Raw genomic sequence first — 13816 nt, forward strand, 5'->3', positions numbered from 1 at the left:
CCTTTACTCTTCTTCATCACCGGTAAAGTTAGCCCGCGGCAGACAGGTTCGCTCACCCCAGTAGTAAATTCCCAGCGACATCACCGCTACCACCACCGTATCCCACGGATGACCAATCACCCCTGTGCCCCCAAAACTGCCCAGCCAGGAGAAGAGCATAATCAGCGCGTAGAAGGCGATAAGCCACAGAGACGATTTCACCTGCTGTGCCAGACTTACGGTGTGTACCGGCACTTTTGATTTGCAAAGCACATAGACGACAAACATCACAATCTGCAGTCCCAGCAGCCATGACAGCGTGCCCCAGCCAGACCAGAATACAATCAGCGCCGAAATCACAAACGACACCGGACCGATAATCCCGAAGGCACGCACGCGGAATGGGCGCGGCAAATCCGGCGCATTACGGCGTAGCCCCGCCGCCGTGACCGGGGCAATGGCGTAGCTCAGTACCAGCGCCGCCGACACCACGCTTATCAGCTGTTCCCATGACGGGAACGGTAATGTCCAGAAGATAGACAATGCAAAGGTCAGCCACAGCGCCGGACGCGGAATGCCAGACTCTTTATCGATGTGAGTAAACGTCTTAAAGAAGGTGCCTGCTTTCGCCCAACCATAAATCACGCGCGGCGTGGCGTTCATGTAGATATTGCCGGTACCACTTGGGGAGACAATCGCGTCGCACACCACCATAAACGCCAGCCAGCCCATACCGAGCGTAATGGCGATATCCCGGTACGGCAGCGAAAATTGCTTGCTGATCTCCGCCCAGCCGCCACCCAGCATTTCGGTCGGAATACTGCCAAGAAATGCCAGCTGCAACAGCACGTAAATAATCGTCGACAGCACCACGGATAAAATCAGCGCCACCGGGATGGTACGCTGTGGATTCTTTACTTCACTCGCCACAGAAATAATTGGCGTCAACCCCAGGTAGGCGAAGATGATCCCACCGGCGCTAATCGCAGCCTCAACGCCCGACATACCAAAGGGTGCAATCCCCTGAACGTGCAGGTTCTCAGGTTTGAAAAAGGTAAATAGCGTCACAACGACCGCCAACGGCACCAAAAATTTCAGAATACTGATGATGTTATTGGAACGGGCAAACGTTTTTACGCTGTAGTAATTCAGCCCGAAGAACAAACACAGCAGCAAAAACTGCACCACCCATCCCAGCAGCGTTGGGTCGCTTGAGCCAGTTTGAGTCAGCATCGGGAACCATGCTGCCGCATACTGCCGCGCAGCAACAATCTCTATGGAAATGAGGCTTGAAAACGCAATCAGCGTAATAAATCCAAGCAGATACCCCATCAACTCACCGTGGGAAAAGACCGGATAACGGATAATCCCCCCGGCACGAGGCAGTGCCGCGCCCAGCTCACAATAGACAATCCCTAACAGCAGAACGGCAATCCCACCGATGACCCACGAGGCAATGCCCGCAGGTCCGGCAATCGATGCCACATGGCTTGCGGCAAACAGCCAGCCGGAACCAAAGATAGCCCCAAGCCCAATAAACGTCAGGTCGGTTAGCGTTAGCTGCTTTTTAAATTTACCCACCTCAGCAACGCGGGCCTGTGTTTGGTGCGTAGAGTGAATCGTCATGGTCATGCCCTTCAGTCAACAGAGGGGGAAATGGCTTCCCGGGTCCACTGCCCGTTAATCAGGCGCAGCAGGTTCAGAGGGTTGTCATCCTGGACAGCAGGCGGAAGCAGCGCGGCAGGCACATTTTGCAGGCATACCGGGCGTAAAAAACGGTCGATGGATTGCGTCCCTACCGAGGTACCGCGAGCATCGGTGGTGGCAGGCCACGGACCACCGTGCACCATGGCATCACAAACCTCGACACCGGTTGGATAACCGTTAAACAAAACGCGTCCCGCTTTTTCAGTGAGGGCTGGCAGCAGGCGCTGCGCCAGCGGCCCATCATCAGATTCGGCGTGCACGGTTGCCGTCAGTTGGCCCGGAATCACGCGCAAAATGGACTGCAACTCCGCCTCATCGGCCACCTCGACCAACACCGCCAGCGGGCCAAACACTTCCTGCTGTAGCAGTGGATCCTGTGCCAGCAGCAGCGAAGCCGGAGCCTGATACAACCGGGCCTGCGCGCGGCCGATAACCGATTCATCAGCCCCTGCCAAGCGCTGAATATGCGGATGAGCCTCAAGCGCGCTGACCCCCTCTTCATAATGGGCGAGCGTCGGGGCATTCAGCATGATCTGTACCGGGGCCTGATCAACCGCGACCTTCAGCGCCTGCGTGAAGCGGGACATACCCTCGCCGCGTAAGACAAGGATCAGCCCCGGCTTGGTACAAAACTGCCCACATCCCAAAGTGAAAGAGGACACCAGCTCATTGGCCAGCGTTTCTGCCCGCGTGGCGACGGCCTGCGGCAGAATAATCAGCGGATTAATGGCCGACATTTCCGCAAAGACGGGGATCGGCTGCGGACGCTGCTGCGCCAGCTGCCAGAGCGCCTTACCGCCGCGCAGCGAACCGGTAAAACCCACCGCCTGAATCGCCGGATGGCGAACCAGATCCGCGCCAATATCGGTGCCGAAAATCATGTTAAAAACGCCCGCAGGCAGGCCAGATGCCGCGACCGCACGCACAATCGCCTGGGCAGTAAATTCCGCCGTCGCCATATGTCCGGGATGGGCTTTCACCACCACCGGACAACCCGCCGCCAGCGCGGATGCGGTATCGCCTCCCGCCGTAGAAAAGGCCAGCGGAAAATTGCTGGCCCCGAACACCGCCACCGGGCCAAGCGCGGTCAGATACTGACGCAGGTCCGGGCGCGGCAGCGGCTGGCGGTCAGGGAGTGCGGTGTCAATGCGTACGCCAAAGGCATCGCCCCGACGCAGCACCCCGGCAAACATGCGCAGCTGATTACTGGTACGGGTGCGCTCTCCCTGTAATCGCGCCAGCGGCAGTGCCGTTTCCAGGTGGGCTATGGCGAAAAAATCCTCGCCGAGCAAATCCAGCTCGTCGGCAAGGGTGTCGAGAAAGCGGGCACGCACGTCCGGCGCGGTCTGTGAATAGACAGGAAACGCCTGGTCAGCCGCCTCCGCCGCGGCGGCGGCCTCCTCACGAGAGGCCGGGTAAAAATGGTATCCGGTCAGCTTGCCGTCAGCGGCACGCAGGCTTGGCAGCGTCGCCTCACCGCTTGCCACGCGGCGTCCGGCGATAAACTGCTGACCCGAAACAGAGAGAGGTAGCGTCATCATCACTCCTTTACTTAAAGGCCGACATCCGGCAGCTGTGGACGGGTCGCCAGCGCCTTCTCAACAATCGCCACCACTTGCGCACGGGTATCCCCTTCCAGCGCCAGACGCGGTGGACGGGTAATGGCGCTGCCACGCCCCAGCAATTCTTCACAGAGCTTGATGCACTGCACCAGATCCGGGCGCGCATCCAGATGCAGCAACGGCATAAACCAGCGGTAAAGCGCCATCGCTTCCTCATAACGCTGTTGTTTCGCCAGGCGGAACAACGTCTCCCCTTCACGCGGGAAGGCGTTCGACATTCCGGAGATCCAGCCTTCCGCCCCAACGGCAATGCTCTCGACCACCACATCATCCAGCCCAGCGAACAGCACAAAGCGGTCGCCAACAGAGTTACGCAGGTCGATAAAACGGCGGGTATCGCCGGAGGAGTCTTTGAAACAGACGATGTTGTCGCAGTCGGCAAGCGTCGCCAGGATATCCGGCGTCACGTCGTTTTTGTAAATCGGCGGGTTGTTGTACACCATGATGGGCAGGTCGGTAGCCGTAGCCACACTGCGGAAGTGGGCCGCTGTTTCATGCGGTTTTGAGGAATACACCAGCGCAGGCATCACCATAATACCGTCGACGCCCACGCGCTCTGCCTCTTTCGCCATCTTCTGTGCAAACGCGGTAGTGAATTCGGCCACCCCCGCAATAACCGGGATCTGACCGCCCGCTGCATCTTTCGCTACTTCGATGATCTGCAGCTTTTCCTGCGTGGTCAGAGAGGTGTTCTCCCCCACGCTGCCGCACACCACCAGGCCAGAAACACCATCCTTGACCAGGTTTTTCATCACCGTATGGGTGGCATCCAGATCCAGGGAATAATCGCTACGAAACTGGGTGCTGACTGCCGGGAATACACCGCTCCAGTGAATGGCTTTCTTGCTCATGTTCGGTTCCTTGTCGTCAATTTGTTAATTTAAAGTGAATGAATGGTGAATATTCACTGACAGATTGACGTTTCAGGCGACCGACTGCTTGGTGGTTTTCTTCCTCTTTGATGACGAAATTAGCACAGTGAGTGTGTCTTACCCGGCAAGCGTAATGCGAAAATCACGCGGCGTAGAGCCCGTCATCGCCTTAAACTGGCGGCTAAACGCGCTGTGATCGGTATAACCGCACTGCAACGCAATATCGGTAATCGGCGTATCGCCCGCCAGCAGTTCGGTGGCTTTTTCCAGCCGAACTTTGTGGATCATCTGGCGCGGAGTGAGATGAAAAATACGCTTACAGTAGCGCTCAATTTGCGCCACCGACATGCCACTCAGGGCGGTTAGTTCTTCCATCGCGATGGGACGGTGATAATGGTTGCGGATATGATCGTCGACGATCGCCAGCCGTTGCCACGCCGGGTGACGCGCCTGCGCTTCCTGCAGATCGTGTGAAATCCCCGCCATACCGATGACCTGGCCCTGCGCATCCCGCAGCGCCAGCTTCTGGGTCAAACACCAGCCGCGTTCACGACCGTTGTAGAGATGCATTTCCAGCTGATCGCGCAGCGTTACCCCTTCGCGCAGCACCCGCATATCCTGCTCGGTATAGCCCAGCCCAAGCGCTGAAGGGAAAACATCGGCAGAGGTTTTCCCCAGCAGAGAAACCACGGTCTTAAACCCGCAGCGACGTGCCAGAGTCATATTGACCATCAAATAGCGGGCCTGCACATCTTTGATAAAAAAAACCACATTCGGAATGGCATTAAGCAGCGGCGCAATTAATGCCATCGCATGGAGCAACGTCTGGATATTGTCCGGACGCTGGCGCGCCAGCCCTTCACATATCTGGCTAAGTTCAGCCACTTCCGGCACCGGCGACGGGGCCCGCACATCATCAATCACACAGGACATCACGCTTCCTCCCGATTAGTGATCTGAATATTTATTAACTTTTTGTTAACTCAGCAAGCATCCTTACTGCGTTTTGCGATCCTGCCGTAGATTTATAATTTCCCCTTTTCCAGCCACTGGCGCGGTTGCCTTTTTTGGTTTACCACACCACTAACAAAATGATTAATAACAAATAAATATGATATCGCCTTGACGATGACAGCGGCCATTATGCTGATTTCGTCATTTACGGTGACGAAAGCGATCAAGCCGGGACGCAAAGCTTGCGCCAGCATTTAGCAACAAAACATTAACTTTCCGGAGATCCTATGACAGCACAGTACAGTGAACTGAGAGTGATTGATTCTCACACCGGCGGTGAACCCACTCGCCTGGTCATCGACGGCTTTCCGGATCTGGGAGCGGGGAACATGAGCGAGCGTCGGGAGCGCTTTTCCCGCGACTACGACGACTGGCGTAAAGCCATTATTCTTGAGCCACGCGGTAACGACGTTCTGGTCGGTGCATTGCTCTGTGAGCCAGTTTCGCCACAGGCCACGGCGGGAGTCATCTTCTTTAATAACTGCGGCTTTTTGAACATGTGCGGTCACGGCACCATCGGGCTGATTGCCTCGCTGGCATGGCTTGGGCGCATTCAACCCGGTAAACATCTGATTGAAACGCCGGTGGGCGATGTGACCGCCACGCTGCACGAAGACGGCAGCGTCTCGGTCGAAAACGTGCCGGCCTACCGCTGGCGTAAGCAGGTACAGGTTGAAACCATCCACGGTACGGTAACGGGTGATATCGCCTGGGGCGGCAACTGGTTCTTCCTTGTCAACGATCATCCGTTCGCGGTCTCGCCGGAAAAGATCCCTGAATTGACGGAGTACGCATGGGCAATCCGTGAAGGGTTAGATCGTGCAGGCATCCGTGGCGAACATGACGGCATTATCGATCACATCGAACTGTTTGCAGAAGATGATCGCGCGGACAGCCGCAGCTTTGTACTCTGCCCCGGTAAAGCCTGGGATCGATCGCCCTGCGGCACCGGCACCAGCGCCAAACTGGCCTGTCTGGCAGAGGACGGAAAACTCAAATCCGGAGAATCATGGCGGCAGGCGAGCATCATCGGCAGCGAATTTACGGCGCATTTCGTGCCACATGGCGACAAGATCGTTCCGACGATCCGCGGAGAGGCATGGGTCTGTGGTGATAACAAGCTGATCCTCAATCCTGAAGATCCGTTCTGCTGGGGGATCTCGCTGTGATCGAAAGTGACGTCATCGTCATCGGTGCCGGGATTATCGGGGCCGCCTGCGCCTGGCAACTGGCCGCTCGCGGGCAGCGAGTCACGCTGGTCGATGACGGCAATGCGGGCGCGACGGCGGCAGGTATGGGTCACCTGGTGTGCATGGATGACGATCCTGCGGAGCTCGCACTCTCCGCCTGGTCTCTGGAGAGCTGGCGCAAACTGACGCCCCGGATGCCGGAAAGCTGTGCCTGGCGCGGATGCGGCACGCTGTGGCTGGCGGAAACGGCGCAAGAGCTTGCGCTGGCAGAAGAAAAGAAACAACGAATGGCACATTACCAGGTTGTCAGCGAAATGCAGACCCGCGATCGGCTTGCCGCGCGCGAACCGCTGCTCACCGCCGGACTCGCTGGCGGGCTGTGGGTCCCCGGCGACGGGATAGTTTACGCCCCAAACGTCGCCCGCTGGTTTATTAACGATGCCGATTTAACGCACCTTCGGGATAGCGCCCTCTCTGTTGATGCCCCTTACGTCACTCTACACAGCGGCAAACGACTGCGCGCACGCGCCATCGTCATCGCCAGCGGTCTGGGGGCCAATATGCTGCTGGACGAAAACTGGCTCAGACCCAAAAAAGGCCAGTTGGCGATCACCGACCGCTACGGCCCCTTGCTCAGTCACCAGCTGGTAGAGCTGGGATACGGTGCCAGCGCCCATGCAGGCGGCACCTCAGTGGCATTTAACATTCAGCCACGCCCCACCGGACAGTTGCTGATTGGCTCCTCCCGCCAGTTTGATAACACCGACCGCGAGGTTGACCTCCCCCTGCTGGCACAGATGCTGGCGCGCGCGCGCCATTTTTTACCCTCTCTGGAGACGCTAAATATCATCCGTTGCTGGAGCGGTTTTCGCGCGGCATCGGCTGACGGTAACCCGCTGATTGGCCCACATCCTGCGCGTCCGGGTATCTGGCTGGCGCTGGGACATGAAGGACTCGGCGTCACAACCGCGCCAGCAACCGCCGAGTTACTTTGCGCCCAGATCCTTGGCGAGCGCCCGGCGGTGTCCCCGGATGCCTGGCTTCCCGCTCGCCTGCACAAGCAGGAGGCCATCGCATGACAACCCTGAACGTAATTATCGACGGCCAGACCTGTGAGGTTCCCGTCGGAATGAGTATTGCAGCAGCACTGGCCCTGGTGGGCAACGGCGTAACCCGTCGTTCGGTGAGTGGTCAACTGCGCGCGCCCTTCTGCGGAATGGGCGTTTGCCAGGAGTGCCGCGTCACAGTGAACGGACACCGGGTGCTGGCCTGCCAGACGGAATGCCAGCCCGAAATGGTGATTGAAAGGAGCCATCATGCAAAGCGTTGACTGTGAGATCCTGATCCTTGGCGCAGGGCCAGCCGGGTTGTCGGCGGCACTGGCTGCCGCACGCTGTGGAAAATCAGTGATAATCCTTGATGACAATCCTCGCCCCGGCGGGCAAATCTGGCGCGACGGGCCGCAGGTCTCACTCCCCCGGGACGCCAGACGGCTTCGTCAGGCGGTAGCTGAACATCCCCACATTACGCTGCTGAGCGGTGCCCGGCTGATTGCCCGCCCCAACCCACATTCCGTAGTCTTCGAAACCGCAGATGACTGCGGCGAAATCCGCTGGCAGCGGCTGATTTTATGCTGCGGCGCCAGAGAACTCTCGCTACCTTTTCCCGGCTGGACGCTACCCAATGTGACGGGGGCCGGAGGCCTGCAGGCGCAGATAAAACACGGCCTACAACTCAAGGGGGAACGCGTGGTCATTGCAGGCAGCGGTCCTCTTCTGCTAGCGGTCGCCAGTACGGTGAAACGCGCTGGCGGGAATATCGTCGCCATCATCGAACAGGCCCCGATGACCGCACTGGCCCGTTTCGCAACCGGGCTATGGCGCTGGCCTGAAAAATTGCGTCAGTTCGGCGAGCTCTTTCCAGCCCGATATCATCCGGCAAGCCAGGTCATCCAAGCGCAGGGTGATACCTGTCTGCAGTCAGTGACCGTGCGCCACCAGGGGCAAACCCGCGAGATTGCTTGCGACAGGCTGGCCATTGGCTATGGGCTGGTACCGAATATAGAACCTGGCGCAATCTTTGGCTGCAAAACAGAAAATCAGGCTATTTGGGTCGATGCGGATCAACGCACCAGTGTGCAGGACATCTATGCGGCAGGAGAATGCACCGGCTTTGGCGGCAGCGAGCTGGCGTTAGCCGAGGGAGAAATTGCCGGCTATGCCGCCGCAAATTGTCCGCAAAAGGCCCAAAGCGCCATCTCCGCGCGCGCCCGCTGGCAGCGTTTTGCCCAAGCGTTGCATACGACATTTGCGCTGCCGGAGTCGCTAAAAGCCGCGACCACCGCGGATACGCTACTCTGCCGTTGTGAGGATATTCGTTGTGGCGACGTGCAAAACGCCGAAAGCTGGCAAACGGCAAAGCTCGCCTCACGCTGTGGAATGGGGGCCTGCCAGGGGAAAGTCTGCGCCACCAGCGCCCGCTGGCTGTACGGCTGGCCGCTGCCGCAGCCGCGCGAACCGCTCTCCCCCGCGCGTGTCGACACGCTTATCCATCTCGCAAAACCAGAGGGGTGATGGTCAGGTATAAAGGCGCCCACTGGCGCCTTTTTTGATGTGGTGTATCCGTAGACCGTTTCGTCGTGGACCGAATTTGAGCGGAGCGATATCGCGTTACTGATAGCGCCAGGCGAGTGTCGCTTTTTTTAACCAATAATCGACGCTGACATACCTGCCGCCACCGTAGATCAGCAACACCAACAGCATGATGAAATAGGTCGCAGAGAATTCAATGCCGTTATTCAGGATAATCGGGTCACCCAACTGCGTAATATAATTATAACGCCCCGGGAAATTCTCCATTAACCACTGAAGAAACGCAGACATACGTTGGCTGGATTCCATACTGTTACTGGCAATCGCCAGCCAACCGTGCGACCAGTGCACCATCAGGCTGGCAACGCTCATAACTATCATCATGGGAATGGCTATAATGCGTGTGAAAAGTCCCAGCGTAATACAAATCAATCCCAGTACTTCGGTCGACGTTGCCAGAAACGCCAACAGCCAGGGAAAAGGTAATCCCAGTCCCCCCTCTGCGGTAGGTTGTGAAAACCAGGCCACCGTTCCGCTAAACCCCATAACCTTTGAGTGCGCACCTGCAAAAATCACTGGAATTAAAAAAAGGCGAATCAAAAGCAGCGGAATAAAGTCTGCTTGCATTAATTTTGATACCACGAGCTTGTACCACGACATTACGGTTATCAACATAGCATCACCCTATATATTTTAAAGACAAGATTTCGTCGTTATTGTTGGTTTCCAGCCACGAGCGTAAAGATATATCCGCTAAAGAAAGTGCCGCGTTAATTAGCATTTGCTCTGCTGAAATAATCTGTTCGTGAATTGCCGATAACAGCTGCACATCTAACTGGCTGAGTTGCTTCTGGTACAGCGTATTATTATGTTTGCGATACAGTGCGTAATAGTTCAACTGTTCACCATCCTCATAACAGGGTTCCCCTTCCTGAATCAGAAAGGGCAGAGCCACCATCTTCAATGTAGGATTGCACGCCACATCAACCTCAGCAGCCTTTCCCAACGGCAGCGATATTTTCTGCGGAAATGGAACGTTGCTATCGTCAATTTCCACGGCATACATCAACCATTCATATTCGAGCAGCGCCAGATCGTGAGGCGAGATCGGATAGTGTTGCCGCATAAAAAGCAGCAATTCCGTCGCCACCTGATGAAATTCCGGCTGGCTGGCCGAATGTCGGGAGAAATAAACCTCCACCAGTTCCCGTATTTCAGCCTCATTGAGACATCGACAAAATAATGGAAAGACACTGCGCAACACCCCGCCAATATTGTCTCTGATGATTTTCCTGTACAGCGACATACCGGATGAGCATGTCCCACCTATTGGTGTTCTGGCTCGTAGTTGAGCGGAAAATTCAGCTTCCATTTCAACTAACAACGCAGGTACTACAGTATTTGTCGCCATGGGTGCTCCCTTGTGAAAGATACTCCCTGATTTGCGTTAATTCGGCACAGAGCGCGTCCAGCGGTGGAACGTTGTTATCTCGCTCCAGCAGCAACGGTCGGGCACCATGAAACTCAACCGTTTGTTTTGCCAGCGCTAATACCTCTTCTATGACCGGCATACCATGCGTGTCGAGCCTGAATTCGCCATACTCCAGGTGACCAGCGATGTGGTAATAAACAACCGATGACGAAGGAATGCTGCGGATATAGTCAAAGGCATCAAATCCGTGATTACAGGCATTCACATAGACGTTATTAATATCCAGCAGCATGCCGCAACCGCTCAGATGAAGGAGTTCTCCCCAAAACTCCGCCTCCGGCATTTCACCGGCGTAGCGATGATAAGAAGAGATATTTTCAAGAACCAACTGCCGCCCCACTATGTTTTGTACCTGCTCGATACGTGCCGCCAGGTAAGGCAACACCGCACGAAAACCGGGGATCGGAAGCAGGTCATGGAAATACCCCTGAGCATCCCGTGAGAAACACAAATGATCGCTGTAAATATCAATATGGTACTCATCAAGAAAACGCCGAATATCATGCATATATTCTTCGTTTAAGGGACACGTATCTCCAATGGATAAACTCAGTCCATGCGCCAGTAACGGATATTTTTTCCTGATATCGGTTAACTGTTCCCGCTTCGCTCCGCCAAGGTTCATCCAGTTATCCGGGGCCAGTTCGAGAAAATCGATATCCTGGCGGCAGGGCTGCTGCAACAGCGTTGCGATATGCTCGCTACGCAAGCCAATGCCCGCTCCGTCTGCACTTATTTCCCGCATACGCCACTGACACACTTTTCAGCATTCAGCGGCTGAGAGGCTTCATTTTTAGCGATACCGGCCCCTGTCAGACCACATTTCCCATCTCTGGCACGCACCAGTTGATCCTGAGGATCATGTTGAAGGGTCGCCTGGCTGTAGATCTTCTCTGTTCCACATTTACCACTGGCACATTTACCGCTACTGGTTGGCCCTTTACTCTGAACCTGACTGGCCTTGCCGCTTGCCTCTGCTGCGCAGGCGGTGTTGACCATTCCTGCGGCTACAAGGGAACCCACGACGATTGAAAGTACGATATCTTTTTTCATCGCTTATTCCTTCGTATTAGCTAATGAAATGGGGAAACAGGAGAGATCGCGGCTGCTATAGACCGGACCGTGGTAATACTGCTTCACAATATCAATCGATTGATCTTTAAGGCGTAGTCCTTTGCCCATAAAATGATTCAACACCAGTACTTTGGGATTGATTTGCGCAGCCACCTTGCCCACGACGTCCGGCGCAGCATGAATAAATTTCGAGGTGTCATCCGTGTCTTCATCAATGGCTAACGGCATCACCAGCATATCCGCGCCTTTGGCGAAATGAATAAATGCGCTATTACTGCCATTCTGATCGGCGGAAACAACAATCGTGCCTTTCGCCGTATCAATACGAAATGCCAGGCAAGGAACATCGCCATGAGGGATTCCCAAAGCGATCACTTTCATTTCATCGTCCTGATATACCAACTGTGGTTCAGAAGCGGTGTAATTAATGTCCTTAATATTCATCGCCAGCTGTAAGCCATCGGTTGCGTTATATAGACCGTTCAGATAGGCGTAGGCCCCCTTTTCTTTTTTAAACAGCGCGTCAAAATATTGCGTCATGGAGGGGAATGCGCCACCGCCCTGTGGGCCCGCGAGATTAATACTCTCCTTATCCTTCAGGAAATATCCCCCTTTTAAAATTGGTGCCAAATCTGAGACATGATCCGTGTGGAAATGGCTGATGGCGATAAGTTTCAAATCCTCCAGCCGGGCACCTGATTGACCAAAGCGTAAAAAAATTCCCCCGCCCGCATCAATAAGAATTGCCGATTTCCCATTTAACCAAATAACCTCTCCCGATGATGCCCGCTGATCGTCTGTAATTGGCCCACCGGTACCCAGCGTTTGCAAAGTGAAATCCTTATTTTCACATTGCAGTCCTGCCGCCAGCACATTGACAGAAAAAAACATCGACAATGTGAGTAATAGCGCCTTCCTTAAAGGGAATAATTTTTTATCTTCATCCATATCTATTTCGCTCTGTGCATTGGGAACCGAGTATCCTATTTCTGCAAAATCTCAAAAATGTAAAAAGAATGTAATGCATGCTTAAAATATGATAAAACCAATATTTCAACTTACCGATATCGATTTTATTAATAAACAGTAACCAGCATAACAACCCAGGGAATAACCTTTATTTTTTCGTATAGTTAGCTAAAATAACATTAATAAAATAAAGGTTAATTTTTATAAATAGACCGGTATAAATAAGCATGAATAGCTTAAAAACAACATAGCGATAAAAGTGTTCTATTTAATCTGGGGATTCGATAAGGAATATCGTTTTAGTGTTAGCTGTAATAGATACAGCAACGCTTGATTAAGTGATATTTTGCGAGCATCATCGCAATTATTTACCAAAAAATGAAATCAATGACTTCCAGTAAATCCCTGCAGCAGGCAATTGCCGACATCACCATCTGGCGTAAAGGCGAACAGCGTGCGCCGCACAAGCCTCTGCTGCTGCTTCACGTGCTGGCGAGTTATCAGCAGGGTCACGGTCGCCTGTTTGACTACGGTTCAGAAGTTCGCGACCCCTTGCATAGCCTGCTGGAGCGATTTGGACCACAGCGCGCGCAGTACCGCCCGGATATGCCCTTCTGGCGCTTACAGGGCGATGGATTCTGGGAGCTCCAAAACGCCGAGCATTGCTCAACATCCGGCAGCAGCAAACAGCCCCCTGCCGGAGAACTGGTGGCGCATAACGTTGCCGGAGGCTTTGATGAACAACATTTTGCCCTGCTGAAAAAGAGCAACAGTCTCATTAACACCCTGGCACAGCAAATTCTCGAGGCTCACTTCACCGAAAGCATCCAGGAAGAGATCGCAGATGAACTGGGATTTGATATCCTGCAAATCCGCAAACAGCGGGACCCGTTGTTCCGCCAGCAGGTTCTACGAGCCTATAACTATGAATGTGCCATTTGTGGCTTCAATATGCGTCACGACAGCACTTCGGTTGCCCTAGAGGCCGCCCATATTAAATGGAAACAGCACGGCGGCCCGTGCGAGATTTCAAACGGCCTGGCGCTGTGTGCAATCCACCATAAAGCCTTTGATAAAGGATCAATTGGGCTGGATGAGAGTATGCGAGTTCAGGTGTCACCCGCAGTAAATGGCAGCGGCATCGTGGGCAGACTGTTCTGGGATTTCGACGGTAAATCGATAGCGCTGCCGATGATGCGCGAGAATTATCCAAAAGAAGGATTTTTGGAATGGCACAGAAAGGAGGTGTTTAGGGGGTGAGTGCGAAGGCCGGACTCGAACCGGCACGTATTTCTACGGTTGATTT

14 protein-coding genes are annotated in these 13816 nt (G+C 54.6%); 5 read left to right on the forward strand and 9 right to left on the reverse strand.

Features of this window, described 5'->3' with window-relative positions; all coding sequences use genetic code 11:
* Nucleotides 1–3: 3 nt before the first annotated feature.
* The 4 genes from GHC22_RS20235 to GHC22_RS20250 form a co-directional block, all read right to left on the reverse strand.
* Nucleotides 4–1605, reverse strand: coding sequence for an APC family permease (locus tag GHC22_RS20235; protein ID WP_079934443.1), 1602 nt, complete (start codon nt 1603–1605; stop codon nt 4–6).
* Between the two features lie 11 nt (nt 1606–1616).
* Nucleotides 1617–3224: an aldehyde dehydrogenase (NADP(+)) gene (locus GHC22_RS20240; RefSeq protein WP_153754002.1), complete on the reverse strand. Its 1608-nt coding sequence runs from the start codon at nt 3222–3224 to the stop codon at nt 1617–1619.
* Nucleotides 3225–3238: 14 nt separating this feature from the next.
* On the reverse strand, nt 3239–4159 hold the full coding sequence (locus GHC22_RS20245) for a dihydrodipicolinate synthase family protein (protein WP_003830108.1): 921 nt from the start codon (nt 4157–4159) through the stop codon (nt 3239–3241).
* Nucleotides 4160–4297: 138 nt separating this feature from the next.
* Nucleotides 4298–5113 (reverse strand): AraC family transcriptional regulator, encoded by an 816-nt coding sequence (locus GHC22_RS20250; RefSeq protein WP_153687663.1) that lies wholly within the window; start codon nt 5111–5113, stop codon nt 4298–4300.
* A 308-nt stretch (nt 5114–5421) separates the two neighbouring features.
* Here GHC22_RS20250 and GHC22_RS20255 point away from each other — a divergent pair, with 308 nt between their 5' ends.
* From GHC22_RS20255 to GHC22_RS20270, 4 genes are read left to right on the forward strand one after another with little or no spacing between them, the layout of a single operon-like run.
* Nucleotides 5422–6363 (forward strand): 4-hydroxyproline epimerase, encoded by a 942-nt coding sequence (locus GHC22_RS20255; protein WP_048236210.1) that lies wholly within the window; start codon nt 5422–5424, stop codon nt 6361–6363.
* Entirely contained in the window at nt 6360–7463 is a 1104-nt protein-coding gene (locus tag GHC22_RS20260; RefSeq protein WP_153753795.1) for an FAD-binding oxidoreductase, read from the forward strand. The genes GHC22_RS20255 and GHC22_RS20260 overlap by 4 nt, the downstream gene beginning before the upstream one ends.
* Entirely contained in the window at nt 7460–7714 is a 255-nt protein-coding gene (locus tag GHC22_RS20265) for a (2Fe-2S)-binding protein (RefSeq protein WP_057068533.1), read from the forward strand. Before GHC22_RS20260 ends, GHC22_RS20265 begins: the two co-directional genes overlap by 4 nt.
* Nucleotides 7701–8957 (forward strand): FAD/NAD(P)-binding oxidoreductase, encoded by a 1257-nt coding sequence (locus GHC22_RS20270; protein ID WP_153753796.1) that lies wholly within the window; start codon nt 7701–7703, stop codon nt 8955–8957. Before GHC22_RS20265 ends, GHC22_RS20270 begins: the two co-directional genes overlap by 14 nt.
* Nucleotides 8958–9053: 96 nt before the next feature.
* On the opposite strand, the gene GHC22_RS20275 is transcribed toward GHC22_RS20270, so the two are convergent.
* From GHC22_RS20275 to GHC22_RS20295, 5 genes are read right to left on the reverse strand one after another with little or no spacing between them, the layout of a single operon-like run.
* Entirely contained in the window at nt 9054–9650 is a 597-nt protein-coding gene (locus tag GHC22_RS20275) for a DoxX family protein (RefSeq protein WP_057068537.1), read from the reverse strand.
* 4 nt (nt 9651–9654) lie between these two features.
* Nucleotides 9655–10386: a putative DNA-binding domain-containing protein gene (locus tag GHC22_RS20280; RefSeq protein ID WP_153753797.1), complete on the reverse strand. Its 732-nt coding sequence runs from the start codon at nt 10384–10386 to the stop codon at nt 9655–9657.
* Nucleotides 10349–11212: a DUF692 domain-containing protein gene (locus GHC22_RS20285; RefSeq protein WP_057068542.1), complete on the reverse strand. Its 864-nt coding sequence runs from the start codon at nt 11210–11212 to the stop codon at nt 10349–10351. The genes GHC22_RS20280 and GHC22_RS20285 overlap by 38 nt, the downstream gene beginning before the upstream one ends.
* On the reverse strand, nt 11200–11520 hold the full coding sequence (locus GHC22_RS20290) for a hypothetical protein (RefSeq protein WP_153753798.1): 321 nt from the start codon (nt 11518–11520) through the stop codon (nt 11200–11202). The genes GHC22_RS20285 and GHC22_RS20290 overlap by 13 nt, the downstream gene beginning before the upstream one ends.
* A gap of 3 nt (nt 11521–11523) precedes the next feature.
* Nucleotides 11524–12489, reverse strand: coding sequence for an MBL fold metallo-hydrolase (locus tag GHC22_RS20295; protein ID WP_153753799.1), 966 nt, complete (start codon nt 12487–12489; stop codon nt 11524–11526).
* A 408-nt stretch (nt 12490–12897) separates the two neighbouring features.
* On the opposite strand from GHC22_RS20295, the gene GHC22_RS20300 reads away from it, so the two are divergent.
* Nucleotides 12898–13770: a phosphorothioated DNA-binding restriction endonuclease gene (locus tag GHC22_RS20300; protein ID WP_153753800.1), complete on the forward strand. Its 873-nt coding sequence runs from the start codon at nt 12898–12900 to the stop codon at nt 13768–13770.
* The last annotated feature ends 46 nt before the right edge of the window (nt 13771–13816 follow it).

This window comes from Citrobacter sp. H12-3-2, assembly GCF_009649895.1.
In the GTDB taxonomy this organism is placed as follows: domain Bacteria; phylum Pseudomonadota; class Gammaproteobacteria; order Enterobacterales; family Enterobacteriaceae; genus Citrobacter; species Citrobacter portucalensis.